The organism is Peribacillus sp. TE19612, assembly GCF_056279465.1.
Window position 1 is genome coordinate 17821 of sequence record NZ_JBWCCL010000019.1, and the last position, 21022, is coordinate 38842.

Sequence of the window (21022 nt, forward strand, 5' to 3'; positions counted from 1 at the left end):
TTATTTTTGCGGAAAATAACCCGAATAAATAATAAGGAAATGGAAACCGACAAACTTTAATATTTTTGTTGACATTTTTTCTTCACGAATGTAAGATATAACTTGTGCTTCAGTAGCACTTACCATCATGGCGGCGTAGCTCAGCTGGCTAGAGCGTACGGTTCATACCCGTGAGGTCGGGGGTTCGATCCCCTCTGCCGCTATCTTTTATCATGAAACTTACGGCCCGTTGGTCAAGCGGTTAAGACACCGCCCTTTCACGGCGGTAACACGGGTTCGAATCCCGTACGGGTCATCAAATACCAAAAGCGCCTCTGCACACTTATATCAGTAAGTGTACAGAGGCGCTTTTTTTATGTCGTTGATAATAAAAGAAGACAAGCCGGCAAGCTTGCCTTTATCTACACTATGAATAATTTCACAGGAAAAGTTGCTAAACTATTATTTTTCAGCAGCAGTTTTATCCGCGTCTTCCTCCTCGACCTCCCCGCTTCGTTTCGGTGCTACGTTTTAGGGTCGTTAAGCGGTCTTCGCTATCTTTTAAGAATTTAGCCATTTTTTGCTCAAAGTTTTCTTTCGGTTGGAAACCATTACCTTTCGAGCGGAAGTCTTTGGAACGGCTGTCATTCCCTCTACCTTGGCGCGGACGTGGTGTGTATGCAGGTTTTTGCTCAACTTCAGGACGGTCTATCGCTTTTTTTATGGACAAGCCAATCTTGCCATCTTTAACGTTGATGACTTTCACCTCAACTGTATCGCCCACTTTTAAATGATCATTGATATCCTTGACATAGTTATCAGCCACTTCACTGATATGGACAAGACCGGTTGAACCTTGAGGTAGCTCTACAAATGCACCAAAATTAGTTATGCCTGTTACTTTACCTTGTAACTTGCTGCCTACTTCGATTGACATAAAAAAAATGTTCCTCCTTAGAAATGTTAAAAAAATCTCTTCACCCTATATTATAACGAAAGTAAAAAAACAGTGTCAATATTAGTCACTATCTTCCTTCCCTTTTGGAAGGGTAAAAATGATTTCACCCTTTTCAGACAAGAAATAATCCCGTCTTGCTATTTTTGCTATATAATCGTCGTCATTAAGCTTTACGATTTCTTCTTTAAGAAGGGTCTCGTCTTTTTTCAATTCAGCTAACTTTCCCTTCAATTCTTGCTTTTGCTGAACTTTCTCATCCAGTGCAACATTTTGCGTTATGAGGGTGGAAACGGCAAAAATCAAAAAGACAGCGGCGAAAACTGAGTAAAGAGTTAATCTACGCATTAGACCACGCTTCTTTTTTTCTACGGTTTGTACTTTTTTCTCTTGTTGAGCGACGTAGGGATTTTCTATTTTTGCCACTTTCCTTTTACGCAGGCTACTCATTTTTTATCGCTCCTCATTTCTTTTTATTTTTCCATCCATTTAGCGTTCTAAATATAGAATTCTTTATTTTCAATAAAATCCCTTTTCCTTTATTATAAAACTTCCCGACGTTTTTCGTAACAAAAACCGGCAATAAATTCCATATATAAGTCAGAATCCATTTTAATGGTCTCCAGAATATATTCAAAATAAAGAGAAGTATTTTCCCCGCCCATTTTAATAAGGTCAAAACGAACTTACCTATCCCGATGATGATGGCTAATATGGATACTATTACCCATTTTATCGGTAGAAATATCAGCATGTGAACCGAATTCGCTATAAATCTCGCCAACTTTATCACAAGTATTATCAAAAACTCCAAAAAACGTTGATAGAATCCTTTGAAAAGTGCTTGATAAGCTGAAAAACCGCATAATAAGGCCAAAAATAAATAGAGGCGAAACTCTCCCTCATTCACTAAAAACAAAACATAAAAAATAAGGAGACCCTGAATGATCCAGAAAAGGAAGTCATGGATGAATACAATCCACCTTTTCCTTTCTGAACGATTCAGGAACCGGCTATACGTATCCAGGGCAGCTCCAAAGCCACTGCCCATGCCTATCATTGCAAGCAACGTATAAAATTGGATCGTTAAAGTCATTTGAACAACTTGCCAAAGAATCCTTTAGCTTTCTCCCCTGATTGCTCATCTAAATAAACAAGGTCGAAAATCTTTCCCTTAATGGAAACGATGCCTTTATCAACGTCCAAATTCTTCATTTGCAAGTTTTGGCCCCGGATAGATAAGAATCCCATTGACGTTTCGAGCAGAAACTCTTCATTATCAAAGCTTTCAACTTGTTTGACACCGGTAATATCAAGGAAACGGCGGCCTTTCATCGTTACATCATGCTCTTGGGTCGTTCCCTTTGTGTAACCAGCATTCGGATCAATATATTGGCTCATTTCATCATCCCTCACAGTACCACTGATTTTGTACAAGTGTATGTCCGTAAGAGTGGAATTAGAACCAAGCCTGTCCTTACTCCTCCGCTAGCTTTTCTTCCTTTACGATGGTATACATATCTGCAGCCGCTTCTTTTTTCGTCGTTTCTTGAATTTTATCGACACGTACCGTAACAAGCTTTTGACCGAATCTGACTGTCAGCTCATCGCCATCTTTCACATTAGAACTTGCTTTGGCCTGTTGTCCGTTAATCGTGATTCTCCCTTTATCCGCAACCTCTTTCGCAAGTGTGCGGCGCTTGATCAACCTTGAAACCTTTAGGAATTTATCCAATCTCATCGACATTCAAATCTCTCCCTTAATTAAAGTCCTTTAGCTTTTGCTTCATCCCAATATGAATCCAATTCTTCCAATGTATAATCCTCAAATTTTTTGTCTGCCCTTTGAATGCACTCTTCTATATATGTAAAACGCTGGTGGAATTTCTGGTTTGCTTTGTAGACGGCTTCTTCCGCTTGTATGTCATAATAACGTGAAATGTTGACAAGCGCAAAAAAGAGGTCGCCCAGCTCTGATTTTATTCTTTCGGTATCCCTGTTCGGACTTAATATTTCCTCTTCCAATTCCTGCACTTCTTCCCTGACCTTTTTCCAGGCTTCGGAAACCTCATCCCAATCAAATCCAACCTTCGCAGCCCTTTTTTGATACTCTTCGGCCCGAAGTAAGTTTGGCAGCGATTTCTCAATACCATCCAGTATGGATTTCAGAGCTTTTGATTCGCCTCCCTTTTCACCTTCTTTGATTTTTTGCCAGTTCACCAATACATCTTCCTCACCGTTCACTTCAACATCTCCGAATACATGAGGGTGGCGCCGAATCATTTTTGCCGTAATGCCTTCAATCACATCATCTATCGTGAACATGCCCTCATCTTCACCGATTTGTGAATGAAGCATCACCTGAAGCAGGACATCCCCAAGTTCACCAACCATACCCTCATCGTCACCTTCATCGATGGAATCAATCAGCTCATATGCTTCTTCTATTAGATATTTCTTCAAGCTTTCATGAGTTTGTTTCTTATCCCACGGACATCCGTCAGGACCTCTAAGTTCTGCGATGACCCGCCGCAGCTTAGAAAACTCCCTATATCGTAAAGCTTCATCTTTAACGGGCGGAACATAAACACTCGTCAAGTTACTTAACTCCATCTGACGGTCGAGTTCGAAAAGGGCACATTTTGTCACTTTTTCCTGACTGCTGCCTGCCGCAGTTACGATATATACCTCGTAGTCATCCGGTAGCTTTTCCATCAAAGTCAGCTTCACATCGGATGCACTGAATGCGTCATACACCTGTCCGATTATCATATGCTGGGTAATGTGTAAATCATCCGGTGAAAGATCTGTTCCATCCAATAGCTGAAACCCTTCAATTGGATCGATCCTAACAGCCTGAAACAATGGGTCAAGGAAACTTTGCCCGCCTTCGAGCTTAATGGCTATTCCAAGAGCCGGACCCTTTTCAAGCAAAAGCTGTACCGTTTTTTCCGCAACCATCGGATGCCCCGGAACTGCGTATAAAACGGAACGGTTCGAGGCCTCGTCTAATAATGTTTCGGCAATTTCTTCATATACGTCTTCAAATTGGTCGTGCTTTTCATATATCCCGTCAAACGCCGTGAAATTTATTCCTTCCCTTTTCAAATCCCCGATTACCGGATGATCAGCCGTTCTGACGTAGCATTGTTCCGTTTGAACCAATTTTTTATAAATCCCTAATGGAAGCTGCTCTAGATTCCCAGCACCAAGGCCTATTATCGTAATCTCATTCATGATTTCGTATACTCCTATTCGTTATTATAAATCGTTTAAGCTTTGAACCTGCAGGTATAAGTGAAAGTTCTTCTTCACCAAATAAGCCTGCACGAATGGCGGTCATCACAAACACGGCTGCACCGATCCCTACACCGATCAAAGCTTGGATCGTGGCCAACAACCGGCTTTCGCCTGAGGACATCCATTCGAATAAACAATTGAATAAAACAACCGCCGCACCCATGTAAACCGTACTCTTCAGGATTATTAGCACATGCCGCTTTTCAATTAATGTCTTTTTGATATGTACTCTCAATACCACATAAAATAATACCGTCATGATCATATACGCAATTACTGTTGCCGAGGCTGCTCCCGCGATTTTGTAATGGGGCACCAGAACAAGGTTCAAAGCCCACTTGCTGCCCACCCCCACAATCGTGATGATCACCGGCACGAACGAATGACCTAAACTTTGAATCACTGCCGCTTCCGCCATTATGAGGGATGTGAATAAAATCGATAAAGAGAATATTGCTAAAGTAATCGTCCCTTTAACATCAGTGAACAGCATATGATTGACAGGCTTCATCGTCACCACCAGCCCGATCGCAGCAGCGACCCCGATCGTCGCACTTACACGAAGCGCCAATTTGATCTTATTCAATAATTCAAGTTGACTTTTACTCTGAACGAATCCGGATATGACAGGTACAAGCGCCAATGCAAAGGAATTAGCCACGACTGTACCTAGCTGAAGCAAAGGCTGTCCTCGATCATATACCCCTTTCCATTCTTTGGCTTCCCTTTCCCCCATCCCCGTTTCCCTTAGCAGGGAATACAGGTGCAGTGAATCGACAAACTGAAACAAGATAAGGATCAAACCAGTAATGCAAAAGGCCAATCCTTGGAAAACCAGGGCTTTGGAAATTTTGATGAAATTCACCGGTTTGATTCTCATTCGTAAAAAAAGCTTCCATTCTTCTCTTAAAATAACGAAAGCAATAAGCAGTACCAAGCCAGTAATGCCGCCTGTTATCGAACCGAGGACCGCCCCCTTGCCGACAACATAATCAGAGTAGCCCAGATGCATGAATATTGTGGAAAGGACCAGTATCGTCAATACCCGGATGCATTGTTCAGCGACCTGCGAACTTGCCGTCGGTAACATGTCGTTTATTCCTTGAAAATAGCCTCTTAATACAGAAGAAATCGGCATTAATAAATAGGAATAGGCAACGATCCTCAGCAGACCGGCTAAATGTGGATCCTTCATCCATCCTGCAATCCAATCGGCGCCAAGGAATAGTGCAGCAAACATCATGACACTTATCGAACTTAGGACGACGAATGATGTCACCAAGATGTCCTTGACCGCAAAGTTATTTTTGGAAGACTCCCGTTCTGCAATAAGTTTGGATATGACTACCGGAAAGCCGATTGTCGATAATGTAAAAGCAACACCGTAGAAGGGATAAACCTGTTGATAGATATAAAACCCGATGTCACCTGCAATGTTCTGATAAGGTATGCGATAGGCCGCGCTCAAAACTTTTACGATAATCGCTGCAGCGCTCAAAATCAACGCACCTCGAAAAAGTTCATTTGATGTTTTATTAGGCTTTTCAGCCATTCTTTTTCCCCTTTTCACTCATATGTGGTAGTTATTATAGCATAATTCTAGTGGTTATTTTTCAATCCCAGCAATACTGTAAATCATTTTCCATATTCACCTCGAAAAATATTCTCCCCCTCTTTATTTCCGCCCCAATCCGGTTAACCTTTTAGAAAGAGCAAAAAGGACAGCGCGAATGCTGCCCTTTCCATCTTTTAAGATATGAATGCATGTCCAAGGTTACTGTTCCATTTGTCTAGCTAGGAAGCTTGCTGCTGTTTCAACCGATTTCTGTTCCACTTCACCAATGGTGCTGTCTTTAGAGAAAATCAAGACGGCACCAATCGGGTCGCCACTCGCAATGATCGGAGCTGCAGTATAAGATTGGACCTCTTCATCATTGGAATCAACGAATGAGACTTGTCCGTTCGGAGACTCTAAAACAGGATTTCTTTCTTCCATGATCTTTTCAACTAGGTCACTAACACTTTTGTTTAAGTATTCTTTTTTGGAGCCGCCTGCCACCGCAATGTAAGTATCCCTGTCACAAATCATAACTGGGTTTCCAAGGCTATCATATAGTGCTTCTGCATATTCCCTTGCAAAATCGCCTAATTCACTAATTGGAGAGTATTTCTTTAGGATGACTTCACCATCTCTATCCACAAATATTTCCAGTGGATCTCCTTCACGAATACGGAGTGTCCTGCGAATTTCCTTCGGGATGACGACTCTTCCTAAATCATCAATTCGGCGAACGATACCAGTTGCTTTCATCTAATGTTGCCTCACTTTCATCTAATTGATTTGATAAATCCTCATTTTGTAGCAAAATCATCACCAGCTATTGTACTTAGTATTTTTCTAATGGTAAGTTCTATGCATTTTGAAAAAATTTTTCTTTTTGTTGCATTTTTTTACCATGGTACCTAAAAAAATTTCTTCAAGAGGACAATCATCAATTCTAGTTTTTAGTGGCTTGCGTCTCTTTTTTTACATACTGTAAACCCTTGGCCATCTCAAATAAGATATTGAGCCATTTGCTTTGTTCCACGCCTTTTATGTGCAGGACCAGCTTCATTCGATTGCCGTCCATGCCGAAGCCCACCATACGGCCATACTTCGATCCCAGCTCGAACACTTTTTGTCCATCCACATCGCTGCTGACCTTTTCCCTAAGGAGAATGCTGATTTCCTGCTTTAATTGTTTAATGCTTTCAATTCCGGCCTTTTCAGCATATACCTTCATTTCGGCAATCATGAATAAATAGGAAACCTCTTCTGGATACTCTCCGAAACGATCGATCATTTCATCCTGTAATTCTTCCACTTCTTCAAGTGAAGCGATACCTCTGAACCTTTTATACATTTCTATTTTCTGATGTCCATCCATTATGTAGGCATCAGGGATATAAGCATCCACTTCAACGTCAATTTCCAGTGTGTTCTTCTCTTCGGCTGGTTGGTCATTGCGTTTCGCATCCACCGCTTCTTTCAGCATTTGTGAATACAGATCAAAACCAACCGAATCGATGAAGCCATGTTGTTGAGCCCCTAGAATGTTTCCAGCTCCCCTGATGGATAAATCACGCATCGCGATTTTGAACCCTGAACCCAATTCTGTAAATTCCTTAATGGATTGAAGACGCTTTTCTGCCACTTCCGTCAACACTTTATCTTTCCTATAAGTGAAGAATGCATATGCCACCCGATTGGATCGACCTACACGGCCACGCAGCTGATAGAGCTGTGAAAGTCCCATTCTATCCGCTTCATTCACGATAAGCGTATTGACATTCGGGATATCAACACCCGTCTCTATAATGGTTGTACTTACCAAAACATCATATTCGCCTTCCAAAAAGCCGAACATGACAGCTTCCAGTTCTTGCTCTGTCATTTGCCCATGAGCATAGGTAACACGGGCATCGGGCACAAGCATGGAAATTTCTTCTGCTTTTCTTGCTATATCCTCTACCCGATTGTAAAGGAAATAAACCTGACCGCCCCTGGCCAATTCCCGTTCTATCGCCTCCGTTACCAATGAGCCATTATACTCCATGACATAAGTTTGGATCGGAAACCGGTTCTCAGGCGGTGTTTCGATGACGGACAGATCCCTCACGCCCAGCATCGACATATGAAGGGTCCTCGGAATCGGTGTCGCAGTCAAAGTCAGTACATCCACATTAGTTTTTAACCGTTTGATCTTTTCCTTATGTGTAACGCCAAAGCGCTGTTCTTCATCAATGATAAGTAATCCCAAATCGCGGTATACGATATCTTTGGATAAAATCCTATGCGTGCCAACCACAATATCCACCGTGCCGGCCTTCAATCCTTTTATCGTCTCCGTTTGCTGCTTTTTAGTCCGGAAGCGGCTCATATGGCCAATCGAAATCGGATAATCCTGAAAACGCTCCCTTAATGTTTCATAATGCTGCTGGGCAAGGATTGTGGTCGGAACTAGAAACGCAACCTGCTTCCCATCCATTATGGCTTTAAAAGCGGCCCGGATCGCCACCTCTGTCTTCCCATATCCAACATCGCCGCATAATAAACGATCCATAGGCCGTTCCCGTTCCATATCCTTTTTGATTTCGACTATGGAACGTAATTGATCTTCCGTTTCGTTATAAGCGAATGATGTTTCGAATTCCCTCTGCATATCACCATCAGGGGAAAAGGCATAGCCCTTTGCAGCTTCTCTTTCTGCGTATAACTTGATTAAATCATCGGCAATGTTCTCAACGGATGATTGAACCTTGCTTTTGACACGTTTCCATTCCGTTCCGCCTAGCTTATAAAGCTTTGGCTCTTTTCCTTCAGAACCGACATATTTTTGGACAAGATCAATTTGGTCGACAGGAACATACAATTTATCATCCGCTTGATAACGAATATTCAGGTAATCTTTATGGACCCCATTTATTGTAAGGGTTTCAATACCTAAGTATTTACCGATACCGTGGTTAACATGAACGACATAGTCACCGATCTTCAGTTCGGAATAACTCTTGATTCGCTCTGCATTCGATAGTTTCTGTCTCCGTACCGATTTCTTTGACTTCTTATTAAACAATTCCGTTTCCGTAATGATACTGAATTTTTGCATAGGCAATTCAAAGCCGCTATTCAGACTGCCGCGTAAAATCTGTACTTTACCTGGAAGGATGCTGTCAGCATTAAACAGTTCTGCAGCCTCTATATCATAGTCGGCTAAAACCGAATGCAGCTTTTTTACCCGTTCTTCATCCTGTCCAAGTATGACGACTGTATATTTCCCTTTTTTCCAACGTTCCAGTTCAGCTTTGAACACATTCATCTGTCCATGGAAATTTTGCATTTGTTTACTGGCAAAATTCAGGATATTCTGAGGATTCGTATGCGGTACATGCCGTAAAAACAATGAAAGGTATACAAACGGCCTGCTGGATTTCATTATTAATTCCTGCATGGGATGAGCTAATTTAATGTCATGGATTATTTGTCCCTGACTTAAAAGGTCCGTGTACCAGCCAGCCTCTTCCTTTTCCAAAGAATCATTGATTTCCTGGATTCTACTGATTTCATCTAAGAAAACCAAACCATTTACCGGTAAATAATCTATTAAACTAGCTGGATCTTCATATGCCAAACTTAAGTATTTAAAGATTTTGTCGGGTATATTCCCCATTTTCAGCTGTTCAAGTTCATAACTGATCGTTTGGACCAGCTGTTCCTTGGTTTTCTCGTCCTTAAGTTTCTTCAAGCTTTTACTTAATCCGCTCTCGAGCCTAGTTATGATTCTTTCGATATGCTCCGTCTCTAGCAAAGCCTCACTGACGGGACCGATCGTCACTTTCTTGAGTTTTTCGATGGATCGCTGATCTTCACTTGAAAAAGTCCTTATTGAATCTATTTCGGTATCGAATAATTCAATTCGTATTGGATTAGGTTCGGTGATCGGGTAAATATCGATGATACCGCCCCTGATACTGAATTCACCTGGAGAAGCAACCATTTCAGACCGGTTATAACCCATGGCAATGAATTTATTAAGCGTTGATTCAAGCTCGATGTCTTCCCCTAGATTAAACGCTAGCTGATGCCTCTTCCAAATATCCTTTGGAGGAAGCACACGACGCACCCCAGGAATAGGGGCAATGACAATCCCTTTCTTTCCCTCTGCCCAAAAATTCAATGCCTCAACACGTTGGGCCCTTAATTCCGGGCTTGCAACACTCAAATCAGCCGCAATCAATTCATTGGCTGGATATATATATAATTCTTCCTCGGGAATGAAACTTGATAAGTCCTCATGGAATTTTTGTGCTTGCAATAAATTATGGGTAACTAATAAAATAGGCCTATTCGTCTTTTCATATACGGAAGCCAGCAATAGCGATCTCGAGGAACCTGTGAGACCAGAGACGATTTGCTCCTTAAGCCCTTCATCGATGCCGGCTATTAACGAATGAACATCATCTTGTTTGGAGAACAAGTTCTGCAATCCATTCATTTTCTTTCCCCCCCTCTCTTTAACGTGCGAAAAACCATTTGCTGTATTTGAACTTGGCCATCACCAAGATTCTCTTTATTAACGGCAACTTTTTGTGCCCTGGTATTCCAGACAAACGGAAAAATGCTTTGGATTTTGTCCAAAGCCCTCTCCCGCTAATGAATAATATAATCGTTTTCATATAAATCAGGGTTTCTTTGCAGCGATTCATGGCAATCTTCACATATCGCCCTTACATGCATATCCCCTTCAGAATCATAAACGATCATCTCTTGTCGCTCTTCATCGGTAAGTTGATTAAAACCTAACTGCTCCGTACTCAGTGAGTGTGCCTCGATTGAGCCCAGCTTAGTTCCGCAATGTCGGCATCGATAATGGAGAGCCATTTGGTAACCCCCTATTTTTGTAATAGTGTTAGTATGTACAAAAGTAGAGGGTTTTTATTCAGCGAAACAGGAAGATATTATTCTTTACTTATATCTACTCTCTGCTTATTGGTTATATTCGTTCATGACCTGTATAAATGGTTTTTCCAACCAGGCTTCACATGAAGCTGCGCTTTTTTCGATCGTTGCCCCGACATGATCCCATTCTTCAGGCGAAAAACGCCCTAATACATAGTCAGATACCGGAATGCGGCCAATCGGGCGGCCAATGCCTATTCTGATTCGATTGAATTCCTGTGTACCCAAATGGGCAATTGAAGATTTTATCCCGTTATGACCGCCTGCACTTCCTTTTTGACGAAGGCGAAGCTTTCCTGGAGGCAAATCAAGGTCATCATATATTATGACCACATCCGCGATATCCACCTTAAAGAAATGCATGACAGCCGAAATGGATTCTCCTGACAAATTCATATAGGTTAAAGGTTTAAGCAATAAAACTTTTTCTCCCTTTACCATTCCTGAACCATATATCCCCTTATGTTTTGCTTGATCAAGAGGGATCGACCATCTCCTGGATAACTCATCTATTACTTCAAATCCGACGTTATGCCGGGTTTTTTCATATTGTTTACCGGGGTTCCCTAACCCTACAATAATTTTCATGATTCACACTCCGTCATTACGGTTATTTAGGGAGTTACACTGGGACGAAGTTTTTCCAAGATCCATCGACCTTAGAAAAATAGTACCCTAATTTCAAGCTGGACTGCAAGCGACCGGAGAACTAATTAGGTAAAATCCAAATTAAAGGATCCCATTACGAAAAAAAATCTGTCCGATTTAAATGGATGCATCCAGAGATTGAAAAGACGTAACTCGTTAAGAGCTACGCCTATTATATCATGATTCACTTGTTTAATCCCGGCATCATGACTCTGGTGATGCCTTGGTTTCCCTGCCTTCTTCATTTTCAGGGATACCGCCATCCTGCTGTTCGCCCGTACTTATTTCCTCTTCCTGGCGAGGAGCCAAAACAGATGCAACAACTTCTTCACCATCGTGGCCGATTGTAACTTGCTTATTCGTTTGGATATCGGATATGTAGATTGTATCCCCTACCTGAAGTTCGGTAACGTCAACATCGATGGAGTCAGGAATGTCATTAGGTTTAGCCGTGACCGTCACTTCATGAAGAGACTGCTGGAGGACCCCACCGTCTTTCACGCCTTTACAAACACCGACAAGGTGAATGCGAACTTGTGCCTGTAATTGAGCGGACATATCCACAATTAAAAAGTCTGCATGATAAATGGAGTTTTTTAGTGGATCCTTTTGATAGTCAGAGAGCATGACTTTATAACTCTTACCTTCCAAGTCCAAAGAAATGATTCCATTACGGCCTATTTCCTTGATTGTCTTTTGAAGCTCGATATTATTGACGGAAATGGCCGTACTGTCATTTTTATTGCCATATACGATCGCAGGGATTTCGCCGCTTTCCCTCAAATTCCTTAAATTAGAGTGTTTTGAATCCGTACGTTCTTTTGCAGCTAATATATTACTCATACATCCTCCGCCTTCCTAAATATGAATTACAAGTTTCTCTATATTTAACATTTCCCTAAATGGTGAATCATTAAACATGAAAGGTAAAATCCGCTGGGAGCAAGAAGGCGATAAACATATGGTAAACATAGGAATTCTCTGCAAAATCTTTTTTCTCTAATTCAAGCGTGAATCGCTTTTTTTTCCATTTTTCCCTCAACTTGCATCACTCGGTCAAGGATTTGGGCTGCTAGTGATGAGTATTGAATACTATCCTTTTTCCGTGGTCTCGGCAGATTGATTTCCTTATTCATGACGACTTTTCCTTCTTCGATTAATATGACACGGTCGGCAAGCATTACGGCTTCTTCAACGTCATGTGTAACAAGTAAGGCAGTAAAGTCCCTTTTCCTCCATAGTTCTTCAATCAGCCTTTGCATGCCAATTCTCGTCAAAGCATCCAATGCCCCTAACGGCTCATCCAAGAGGAGAATATCAGGTTGGTTAACCAATGCCCTCGCTAATGCAACCCTTTGTTTTTGCCCTCCAGATAAAACGGACGGCCAATCATTTGCTCGATCTGCAAGGCCCACTTGCTCCAGTAATTCCATAGCGTTTGACTTCCAATCCCCTTTCAAGCCTACGCCAATATTTTGAAGGGTTTTTTTCCAAGGAAAAAGCCTGCCATCCTGAAACATCGTCCGTGATGATTTATTTAATCCATTCAATGGTTTTCCATTCACCAGTATCTGCCCGCCCGTCGGCTTTTCCAGTCCTGCCACAAGACGAAGCAAGGTGCTCTTTCCACATCCACTCTTACCGACAATGGCTATGAATTCTCCCTTTTTAAATGTCAGGTCCATCCCCTTTAATACTTCAAACTCCCCAAAATCCTTTCTTACACCCTGCAACTCCAACGAATTTCCATTTTGCATGTTAATGACCTCCTCATTGGTATGACGGATGCCACTTTAAGCATCTTTTTTCAATTATTTTGGCCGCTACGTCCGATATTTTCCCTAATAAGGCATATAAGAGAATACTAAGAACAACAATATCCATCCTCATGAATTCACGGGCATTCATAGCCATATATCCAATTCCGGAATTAGCGGATATTGTTTCTGCGACAATTAATGTGACCCACATGATTCCAAGTGAGAAGCGGATTCCCACCAAAATGGATGGAAAGGCTGCAGGGAGAATCACATTCCAGAATAAAGAAAAACCACTCAACCCATAAACCCTCGCCGCTTCGATTAATCCCTTATCCACCGATTTAACACCATGAAATGTATTTAAATAGATAGGAAATAGAACCCCTAAAGCGACAAGGAAGATTTTCGCTTCTTCATCTATACCAAACCATAGAATCACCAGCGGTATTAAAGCTAAATGCGGAATATTACGCAACATCTGAAGCGAGGTATCGAATAAGGTTTCAGCAATGGATGATAATCCATTTAATAAACCAAGTACAAAACCAATAATCCCGCCTATTAAAAAGCCGATGAAGGCACGCTGAGCACTGATGCCGATATAATCAATAAGTTCACCCGTCCCCAGTAATGCAACACCTGCTTGAAACACTTCAGTCGGGGCAGGCAATATCCGATCCGACAGAATCCCCCACAAGGACAGCAGCTGCCAAGTTACCAAAAGGAGAATGGGCACAAGCCATGATATAAGGTGGAACTTATTGAACTTTTTGTTTAACTTCATCTTCAATTTCACTTCCTTTTGTAGGGTAGTGGTCATTAGCCAATATTTCCCCGAATGGGCTCGTAGCTTTTGAAACGGGTCCTTGCAGCCTCTCAACAGGGAGTAAAGGGAATAATAATTCTGCAACTCTGTACGCTTCTTCAAGATGAGGGTATCCAGATAAAACAAAGGATTCTATTCCGATTTCTTCATATTCCTTCATTCTGGCAGCAACATTTTCTGCACTCCCTACCAGTGCCGTACCGGCGCCCCCGCGCACTAGACCTACTCCTGCCCAAAGGTTAGGGCTGATTTCAAGCGAATCCCTGTTTCCGTTATGGAGCTGCGACATCCGCTTTTGGCCCACTGAATCAAACCTTTCAAAAATCTTTTGTGAATTTTCAATCATTTCATCATCCACATATTTAATGAGTTCTTCCGCTGCCTGCCAAGCTTCTTCTTCCGTTTCTCTTACAATGACATGCATGCGAATGCCGAATCTGACTTCTCGTCCGTACTCTGCTGCTTTTTTACGTACCTTTTCAATTTTTTCAGCCACTTGCACCGGAGGCTCACCCCAAGTCAAGTACACATCAATATGCTTTCCCGATATATCGATGGCTGGATCGGATGAACCTCCGAAATAGAGCGGTGGGTACGGTTTTTGTACAGACGGCAACAGGATATTCCCGCCCTCAACCTTTAGGTGCTTCCCTTCAAAGTCCACTTTATCCCCGGACATTTCCTTTCTCCAGATATCAAGAAATTCATCTGTTTGCCCATAGCGTTCCTTATGATTTAGAAACACGCCATCACCTGCCAATTCGACTGGGTCCCCCCCAGTTACAACATTGATCAAAAGACGGCCATTCGACAGCCGGTCGAAGCTTGAAGCCATACGCGCAGCTAAGGTTGGCGACATTAAACCTGGACGAATCGCAACTAGAAATTTCATTCTTTCCGTTGCGGTAATCAGTGAAGAGCCCACTACCCATGCATCCTCACAAGACCGTCCCGTCGGAAGCAAAGCCCCTTCAAACCCCAAATGATCAACCGCCTGTGCTATTTGTTTTAAATAAGGAAGCGTGATTGCCCTCCCTCCCTTTGTCGATCCTAAATAGCGACTTTCCCCATGCGATGGTAAAAACCAAAATACTTTCATTTTCATTTCCCCCTTATTGTTTTTTAAGATCTGTTGAAGCATCCAGAATATTAATCTTGCTTGGGATTAATTTAAGATTGTAAAACGTATCGGCAATCTTTTGTTGATCATCCAAAACCCCATTGGAAATCTCCTCAAGTCCATATTCTTTTCTATTTAATGTTTTTTCCAATGCCTCCACACTCATTCCAATTTCCGGAGATAGAAACTCAGCGACGTCCCTTGGGTTTTCTTCAATCCATTTATCAACTTTTATCAGTTCTTCTTTGATAATCTTCAAAGCCTCTTCATTCCCGGCAAATGAATCAGTTGCCAAAAAGAATTCCCGATTCGCTACCAGTCCTTCTCCATCCTGAATCGTTTTCGTTTCAAGTTCCAATTCCGCCGCTGATAAAAATGGATCCCATATTACCCAGGCATCGATTTGGTTTCCTTCAAAAGCAGCCCTCGCATCAGCCGGTGGCAAGTAGACGGGCTGAATGTCATCAAGAGTAAGACCTGCTTCCTCTAACGCTTTGACCAATAAATAATGAACATTGGAACCTTTATTCAAGCCAACCTTCTTTCCCTTTAAATCTTTCACATTTTTAATGGGTGAATCCTTTCGTACCACTATAGCCTCTCCTGATGGGTTTGCCGGCTGATTGGCAATATAGACAAGCGGAGCATTGGCTGCTTGTGCAAATATCGGCGGTGCCTCCCCTGTATGCCCAAAATCAATACTGCCGACATTCAAGGCTTCAAGCAGCTGAGGTCCTGCAGGGAATTCAGTCCAATCGACTGTATATCCCACTTCCTTTAAATGTGTTTCCAGCTCCCCTTTTGATTTTAAAATATTTAATGTCCCGAATTTTTGATAACCGATTCGGATGGTCTTATCTGATTCTTTTGCATCAGCACTTGTGGAACTGTTCTTTTCCTGCCCGCATGCACTTACTATTATCAGCATGATGATGCTGAAGATGGACAGCAGCCATATCTTTCGTTTTTTCTTCATATTCTGCACACCCTTCTTAAACTATTTATATAAAAATAAAAGGCTCCTTTTCTTCACCAATAGGACAATAGGGCAAAAAGATGCCTAATGTTCAATGGTAAGTGAAAAGGAGCCTTCGGTAGTCCGATCGGCGTTAACCAGTAGGAACGTACAGTTTTTCATTCCATGAATATGAATTGTATTTTGTATGGTTATTTTATTATTACTATTCTCATCTGTCAACTAAGAATTAAATATTTTCTGAAACTTTTAAACAAAAACACGGCGAGCCCGAAAAGGCCCGCCGTGTTTTCGTTTTATTTTGTTATCAATCGAATAATGTACTGACTGATTGTTCCTCATGCACACGAATGATTGCCTCTGCAATCAAAGGTGCTACAGAAAGACCAACAATTTTATCGATTTTCTTATCTTCAGATAGGGCAATCGAGTTAGTCACGACCAATTCCTTGATTGTTGAATTTTGAATCCTTTCGATGGCAGGACCTGAAAGGACTGGGTGTGTACAACAAGCGTACACTGCTTTAGCACCATTCTCCACAAGGGCATTGGCCGCTAATGTAATAGTTCCTGCAGTATCGATGATGTCATCAATCAGTATTGCTGTCTTCCCTTCAATATTACCAATGATGTTCATGACTTCAGCCACGTTCGGTCTTGGGCGGCGCTTATCGATAATGGCGATCGGTGCTTTTAGGCGATCGGCCATTTTACGGGCACGTGTTACACCACCATGATCTGGGGAAACGATGACGATATCACTTAAATCTTTTTCCTTGAAGAAATCAGCTAAAATCGGAACGGCAACAAGGTGATCGATCAGAATATCGAAGAAACCTTGAATTTGAGGTGCGTGAAGATCTAATGTGATTACACGGTGGGCACCAGCCGTTTCTAAAAGATTTGCTACAAGTTTAGCTGTAATTGGTTCACGCGCACGCGCTTTGCGATCTTGGCGGGCATAACCGTAATATGGCATTACAATATTGATCGTTTTAGCTGAAGCACGTTTAAGAGCATCGATCATAATTAAAAGTTCCATTAAATTTTCATTGACTGGTTGGCTTGTTGATTGGATTACGAATACATCACAGCCACGGATACTTTCTTCAATATTAATTTGAACTTCACCGTCACTGAAACTTGTTACGCTACATTTTCCAAGTTCAACACCGATTGCTGCAGCAATTTCCTGAGCTAAATCGAAGTTTGAATTTAAAGAGAATACTTTTAAATTAGGATCTAAATACTGATTTGACATGATGACCTCCGTCGGTTATTTATTAAATTTCAAATTCTTGACATAATCTTCTTTGTTAACTTGACGAGCCCGGGCAACGGATAGGGCTTGCTGCGGTACATCTTGCGTGATGGTTGAACCAGCAGCTACATATGCCCCTTCTCCTACTGTCACAGGTGCAACCAGATTAGAATTGCAGCCTATGAAGACATTGTCTTCAATCTTCGTCAAATATTTATTTTTCCCGTCGTAATTCACGGTAATAGATCCACAGCCTATATTAACATTCTCCCCAACCTCTGCATCACCAATATAACTCAAATGTGAGGCCTTGCTTCCTTTGCCAAAAACGGTCTTTTTAATTTCGACAAAATTACCGATCTTAACGGAATCCTTAATATCTGATTGAGGTCTAACATGTGCGAATGGACCGATTTTAACAAAACTTCCAATACTGCTTTCGTGCACAACCGATTGGAGGACTTCCGTTCCATCACCAATTTCACAATTACTGATTTCCGTATTCGGGCCAATCAAGCAGTCCTGCCCGATGATACTTTTTCCTTTAATGAATGACCCAGGGTTAATGACTGTATCCTGTCCGATTTGCACATCCGCTTCAATGAAAGTTGTAAGCGGGTCGATGATCGTTACACCGTTCCTCATATGCTTTTCATTGATGCGTTTCCGTAAAATTTGCTCAGCCTGCGATAAAGCCACACGGTCATTCACACCCAATGTCTCCTCGAATTCACTGGATTGGAAAGCAGTCACCACTTCGCCTTCTTCTTTTAAGATTTCAATAACATCCGGTAAGTAATATTCTCCCTGGACATTTTCATTCGAAACCTTTTTCAGCGCGCTGAATAATGCTTGGTTGTCGAAGCAATATGTACCGGTATTTATTTCCTTAACATATCTTTCTTCTTCCGAAGCATCCTTATGCTCGACGATTTTTTCTACAAGTCCGCCTTCACCGCGAAGGACCCTTCCATAGCCAGCAGGGTTATCTGCATATGCTGTTAAGATTGTTGCTTTCGCCTGACTTTGCTCATGTAAGGCTATAAGCTCTTTCATTGTTTCCGCTTTAATCAGAGGCGTATCACCGCAAATAACAAGGGTCGTGCCACTTTTTGCGGATAAAACGCTTTCCGCTTGCATTACAGCATGTGCCGTACCTAATTGCTGTTCTTGTAAGGCATACTTGCATGAATCACCAAGTTGCTCTTGAACCTTTTCAGCACCATGGCCGATGACTGTTACAATATCTTCTATTTGAAGTTGATTGACTTGATCGATAACATGTTGTACCATTGGTTTCCCGCAAACAGGGTGCAAAACCTTATAAAGCTTAGATTTCATCCTAGTACCTTGCCCAGCGGCCAATATTATTGCATAGCGATTACTCATAACAGGCCTCCATTTTCACCTTTTTATCCACTAAAAATATTATCTCAAATAGTGATTCTTTTCAAGGTAACAATTAAAAGTACATATAATTGTCAACCAATCGGGTGAAAAATTTCCGTTATCCGACAGCTTACAAATGTCAGCATTGGACCTTGGAGCATTATTTGACATCATGAAATGAATGATATATGCCCGATCAATGTACAGAAACATGTTTCCTCCCCTTTATCCCAAAACTCCGCCACGACCGCGCCATGCCCTATGTACAAGCCATCTGGCAGCACTGCACCCGTTGTTAACTCCCATTCCGAGATCAGGTTACCGATTCATGTCATTAGAGAAATCCCCTTACAGGAATTTCAATTTCCGGTTGATCAAAAAGGTTTTAAAAATAAAAAGGATGGGTACTTAAACTTTAGATAACACCGTAAGTTTTACAATTCATTTAAGCAAATATCTGTATGATGAGCGGATAAGTTCTAAACTTTTCTGTTTTTGAATAAATAAAAAAGAGCACTACTTATGAAGTAGGCTCTAGATGCACGAATTATAAATTTAAAGTTTAAAAGTAAGGTTATTTTAAGAAGCACCTGCTCCAGCTTCCTCTAATTCAGTTTCAAGTTCTCCCAATCGATGATATTCTGTCAAGACAGCTTCTTGAATTTTCCCGCGTGTCGAGGAATTGATTGGATGAGCGATATCCCGGAATTCTCCATCTGGAGTTCGTTTACTTGGCATTGCTACAAATAAACCATTGTTTCCGTCGATCACACGAATATCATGAACCACAAATTCATTATCCAATGTAATTGATGCGATAGCTCTCATACGACCATCCGTATTCACACGGCGTAATCTTACGTCAGTTACTTCCATTTAAGCTCACCATCCCTTTTTGTTGTTGTTAAAACTTAAAGTACATATTCAACAAAAAAACGTGAACTCCTTCTATTATCTGTAATTTTTTTAGAAAATTCAGCCTAGTTTTTAAAAACATTAAAAATCACCCATATATTACAGGAAAATTACCCATTACGAATGCCCCTTAAAAATAAAAAAACGCCCGTTTATTTAACGAGCGCTACCACTTCTATTTCCACTAGTGCATCTTTAGGAAGGCGAGCAACCTCTACACAAGAGCGGGCAGGTTTGTGAGCAGAAAAATATTCTCCGTATATTTCATTAATCGAACCGAAATCGTCCATACTTTTAATGAATACTGTAGCTTTAATGACAGTTTCCAATGAAGCCCCAGCTTCTTTCAATACGGCTTGGAGATTCTTAAAGACCTGGTGTGTTTGTTCCTTGACATCCCCTGTCACCATCTCACCAGAAGCAGTAAGCGGGATCTGTCCAGAACTGAAAAATAACGTATCCACGATCACGCCTTGTGAATATGGTCCGATCGCTGCCGGTGCTTCATCAGTATGTATCGTTTTCATGAAATCATTCCCCCTATTCCTTTTTCGTAAAATAATTCCCACGACTGACCTTGATTTTCTTGTCTCTTTCGACCACCTGTGTCAACTTGATTAAAGAAACATAGTCCTCGACAAGGCACTCCTCCGTATGCTCGGATTCGACCAGCACCGCAATTCCGGCAACTGTTGCCTTAAATTCATCCAATAGACTGACCATACCGTTAATGGTACCTCCAGCCTTCATGAAATCGTCTACAATCAATACATTCGAACCCTCAACCAAGCTTCTCTTAGAGAGTACCATAGTCTGGATCCTCTTTGAAGAGCCAGAAACATAATTGATGCTCACTGTAGAACCTTCCGTTACTTTATTATTCCTACTTACAATGACAACTGGAACATTCAAATAATTTGCCACGGCGTATGCTAATGATATCCCTTTGGTTGCCATCGTCATGATGACTGAGACATTTTTCTTGGCATACATTGAAGCGATTATCCTTCCAACCTTATTCACGGTTTGCGGATGTCCTAATATGTCTGTCATATATAGATAACCGCCAGGAAGTAGCCTTTCGGGACTAGCGATCGTATCGCATAATCCGTCAATGAAGGCATTGACCTCTTCTTCCTTGATGGAAACAATATATTTCACTCCACCGGCCGCACCTGGAACGGTTGTTAAAGAACCTATCCCCCGTTGTTCAAAAGTATCTTTGATGATGGTCAAATCTTCACTGATCGAGGACTTTGCCGAACTATATCTTTCAGCAAAATAAGTCAGCGAAACTAATTCCCCTGGATGTTCTAATAAATAATTGGTCATATCGACTAGCCTCTCGCTGCGACGAAATTTCATTGAGACACCCCCTTTGTGAATTCCGAATA

21 protein-coding genes and 2 tRNA genes are annotated in these 21022 nt (G+C 41.6%); 2 read left to right on the plus strand and 21 right to left on the minus strand.

Annotation, left to right across the window (positions count from 1 at the left end; genetic code table 11):
* Positions 1 to 129 precede the first annotated feature (129 nt).
* Both ACZ9AO_RS23760 and ACZ9AO_RS23765 read left to right on the plus strand, forming a co-directional pair.
* Positions 130 to 203 (plus strand) — tRNA-Met (locus ACZ9AO_RS23760).
* Between the two features lie 20 nt (positions 204 to 223).
* Positions 224 to 295, plus strand: a tRNA-Glu gene (locus ACZ9AO_RS23765).
* A 165-nt stretch (positions 296 to 460) separates the two neighbouring features.
* Here ACZ9AO_RS23765 and ACZ9AO_RS23770 read toward each other — a convergent pair.
* The 21 genes from ACZ9AO_RS23770 to purR all read right to left on the minus strand — a co-directional run bounded on the left by ACZ9AO_RS23770 (position 461) and on the right by purR (position 20993).
* Positions 461 to 916, minus strand: a complete 456-nt coding sequence (locus ACZ9AO_RS23770; protein WP_034316303.1) for a S1 domain-containing RNA-binding protein — start codon at positions 914 to 916, stop codon at positions 461 to 463.
* A gap of 81 nt (positions 917 to 997) precedes the next feature.
* Entirely contained in the window at positions 998 to 1384 is a 387-nt protein-coding gene (locus ACZ9AO_RS23775) for an FtsB family cell division protein (RefSeq protein WP_034316305.1), read from the minus strand.
* Positions 1385 to 1397: 13 nt separating this feature from the next.
* Positions 1398 to 2030: a spore cortex biosynthesis protein YabQ gene (yabQ, locus tag ACZ9AO_RS23780; RefSeq protein ID WP_048690026.1), complete on the minus strand. Its 633-nt coding sequence runs from the start codon at positions 2028 to 2030 to the stop codon at positions 1398 to 1400.
* A complete protein-coding gene (gene yabP, locus ACZ9AO_RS23785) occupies positions 2027 to 2335 on the minus strand; it encodes a sporulation protein YabP (protein ID WP_476110805.1) in 309 nt (102 codons plus the stop codon). Before yabP ends, yabQ begins: the two co-directional genes overlap by 4 nt.
* Positions 2336 to 2411: 76 nt before the next feature.
* On the minus strand, positions 2412 to 2675 hold the full coding sequence (locus ACZ9AO_RS23790; RefSeq protein WP_034316386.1) for an RNA-binding S4 domain-containing protein: 264 nt from the start codon (positions 2673 to 2675) through the stop codon (positions 2412 to 2414).
* A gap of 23 nt (positions 2676 to 2698) precedes the next feature.
* Positions 2699 to 4171 (minus strand): bifunctional methyltransferase/pyrophosphohydrolase YabN, encoded by a 1473-nt coding sequence (gene yabN, locus ACZ9AO_RS23795; RefSeq protein ID WP_251543742.1) that lies wholly within the window; start codon positions 4169 to 4171, stop codon positions 2699 to 2701.
* Positions 4164 to 5786: a putative polysaccharide biosynthesis protein gene (locus ACZ9AO_RS23800; RefSeq protein WP_476110806.1), complete on the minus strand. Its 1623-nt coding sequence runs from the start codon at positions 5784 to 5786 to the stop codon at positions 4164 to 4166. The genes yabN and ACZ9AO_RS23800 overlap by 8 nt, the downstream gene beginning before the upstream one ends.
* A gap of 222 nt (positions 5787 to 6008) precedes the next feature.
* The gene (gene spoVT / locus ACZ9AO_RS23805) at positions 6009 to 6545 is read right to left on the minus strand and encodes a stage V sporulation protein T (RefSeq protein WP_034316314.1); all 537 of its coding nucleotides are present in this window, start codon (positions 6543 to 6545) and stop codon (positions 6009 to 6011) included.
* Positions 6546 to 6732: 187 nt separating this feature from the next.
* Positions 6733 to 10269: a transcription-repair coupling factor gene (mfd, locus tag ACZ9AO_RS23810; protein ID WP_323599549.1), complete on the minus strand. Its 3537-nt coding sequence runs from the start codon at positions 10267 to 10269 to the stop codon at positions 6733 to 6735.
* 155 nt (positions 10270 to 10424) lie between these two features.
* Positions 10425 to 10655, minus strand: a complete 231-nt coding sequence (locus ACZ9AO_RS23815) for an anti-sigma-F factor Fin family protein (RefSeq protein ID WP_034316319.1) — start codon at positions 10653 to 10655, stop codon at positions 10425 to 10427.
* Positions 10656 to 10760: 105 nt separating this feature from the next.
* Positions 10761 to 11321, minus strand: a complete 561-nt coding sequence (gene pth / locus ACZ9AO_RS23820; protein ID WP_034316321.1) for an aminoacyl-tRNA hydrolase — start codon at positions 11319 to 11321, stop codon at positions 10761 to 10763.
* A gap of 264 nt (positions 11322 to 11585) precedes the next feature.
* Positions 11586 to 12224: a 50S ribosomal protein L25/general stress protein Ctc gene (locus tag ACZ9AO_RS23825; protein WP_476110809.1), complete on the minus strand. Its 639-nt coding sequence runs from the start codon at positions 12222 to 12224 to the stop codon at positions 11586 to 11588.
* Positions 12225 to 12385: 161 nt separating this feature from the next.
* Entirely contained in the window at positions 12386 to 13138 is a 753-nt protein-coding gene (locus ACZ9AO_RS23830; protein ID WP_476110811.1) for an ATP-binding cassette domain-containing protein, read from the minus strand.
* Positions 13139 to 13151: 13 nt separating this feature from the next.
* Positions 13152 to 13925 (minus strand): aliphatic sulfonate ABC transporter permease SsuC, encoded by a 774-nt coding sequence (ssuC, locus tag ACZ9AO_RS23835; protein ID WP_251543731.1) that lies wholly within the window; start codon positions 13923 to 13925, stop codon positions 13152 to 13154.
* The gene (gene ssuD / locus ACZ9AO_RS23840) at positions 13900 to 15066 is read right to left on the minus strand and encodes an FMNH2-dependent alkanesulfonate monooxygenase (RefSeq protein WP_476110813.1); all 1167 of its coding nucleotides are present in this window, start codon (positions 15064 to 15066) and stop codon (positions 13900 to 13902) included. The genes ssuC and ssuD overlap by 26 nt, the downstream gene beginning before the upstream one ends.
* A gap of 13 nt (positions 15067 to 15079) precedes the next feature.
* On the minus strand, positions 15080 to 16063 hold the full coding sequence (locus tag ACZ9AO_RS23845) for a sulfonate ABC transporter substrate-binding protein (RefSeq protein ID WP_476110815.1): 984 nt from the start codon (positions 16061 to 16063) through the stop codon (positions 15080 to 15082).
* Between the two features lie 307 nt (positions 16064 to 16370).
* A complete protein-coding gene (locus tag ACZ9AO_RS23850) occupies positions 16371 to 17324 on the minus strand; it encodes a ribose-phosphate diphosphokinase (protein ID WP_034316329.1) in 954 nt (317 codons plus the stop codon).
* Positions 17325 to 17339: 15 nt separating this feature from the next.
* Positions 17340 to 18713 (minus strand): bifunctional UDP-N-acetylglucosamine diphosphorylase/glucosamine-1-phosphate N-acetyltransferase GlmU, encoded by a 1374-nt coding sequence (gene glmU / locus ACZ9AO_RS23855; protein WP_034316331.1) that lies wholly within the window; start codon positions 18711 to 18713, stop codon positions 17340 to 17342.
* A 579-nt stretch (positions 18714 to 19292) separates the two neighbouring features.
* Positions 19293 to 19589 (minus strand): septation regulator SpoVG, encoded by a 297-nt coding sequence (gene spoVG / locus ACZ9AO_RS23860; RefSeq protein ID WP_034316332.1) that lies wholly within the window; start codon positions 19587 to 19589, stop codon positions 19293 to 19295.
* A gap of 191 nt (positions 19590 to 19780) precedes the next feature.
* The gene (locus ACZ9AO_RS23865; RefSeq protein WP_034316334.1) at positions 19781 to 20155 is read right to left on the minus strand and encodes a RidA family protein; all 375 of its coding nucleotides are present in this window, start codon (positions 20153 to 20155) and stop codon (positions 19781 to 19783) included.
* Between the two features lie 13 nt (positions 20156 to 20168).
* Positions 20169 to 20993: a pur operon repressor gene (gene purR, locus ACZ9AO_RS23870; RefSeq protein ID WP_048690004.1), complete on the minus strand. Its 825-nt coding sequence runs from the start codon at positions 20991 to 20993 to the stop codon at positions 20169 to 20171.
* Positions 20994 to 21022: the final 29 nt, after the last annotated feature.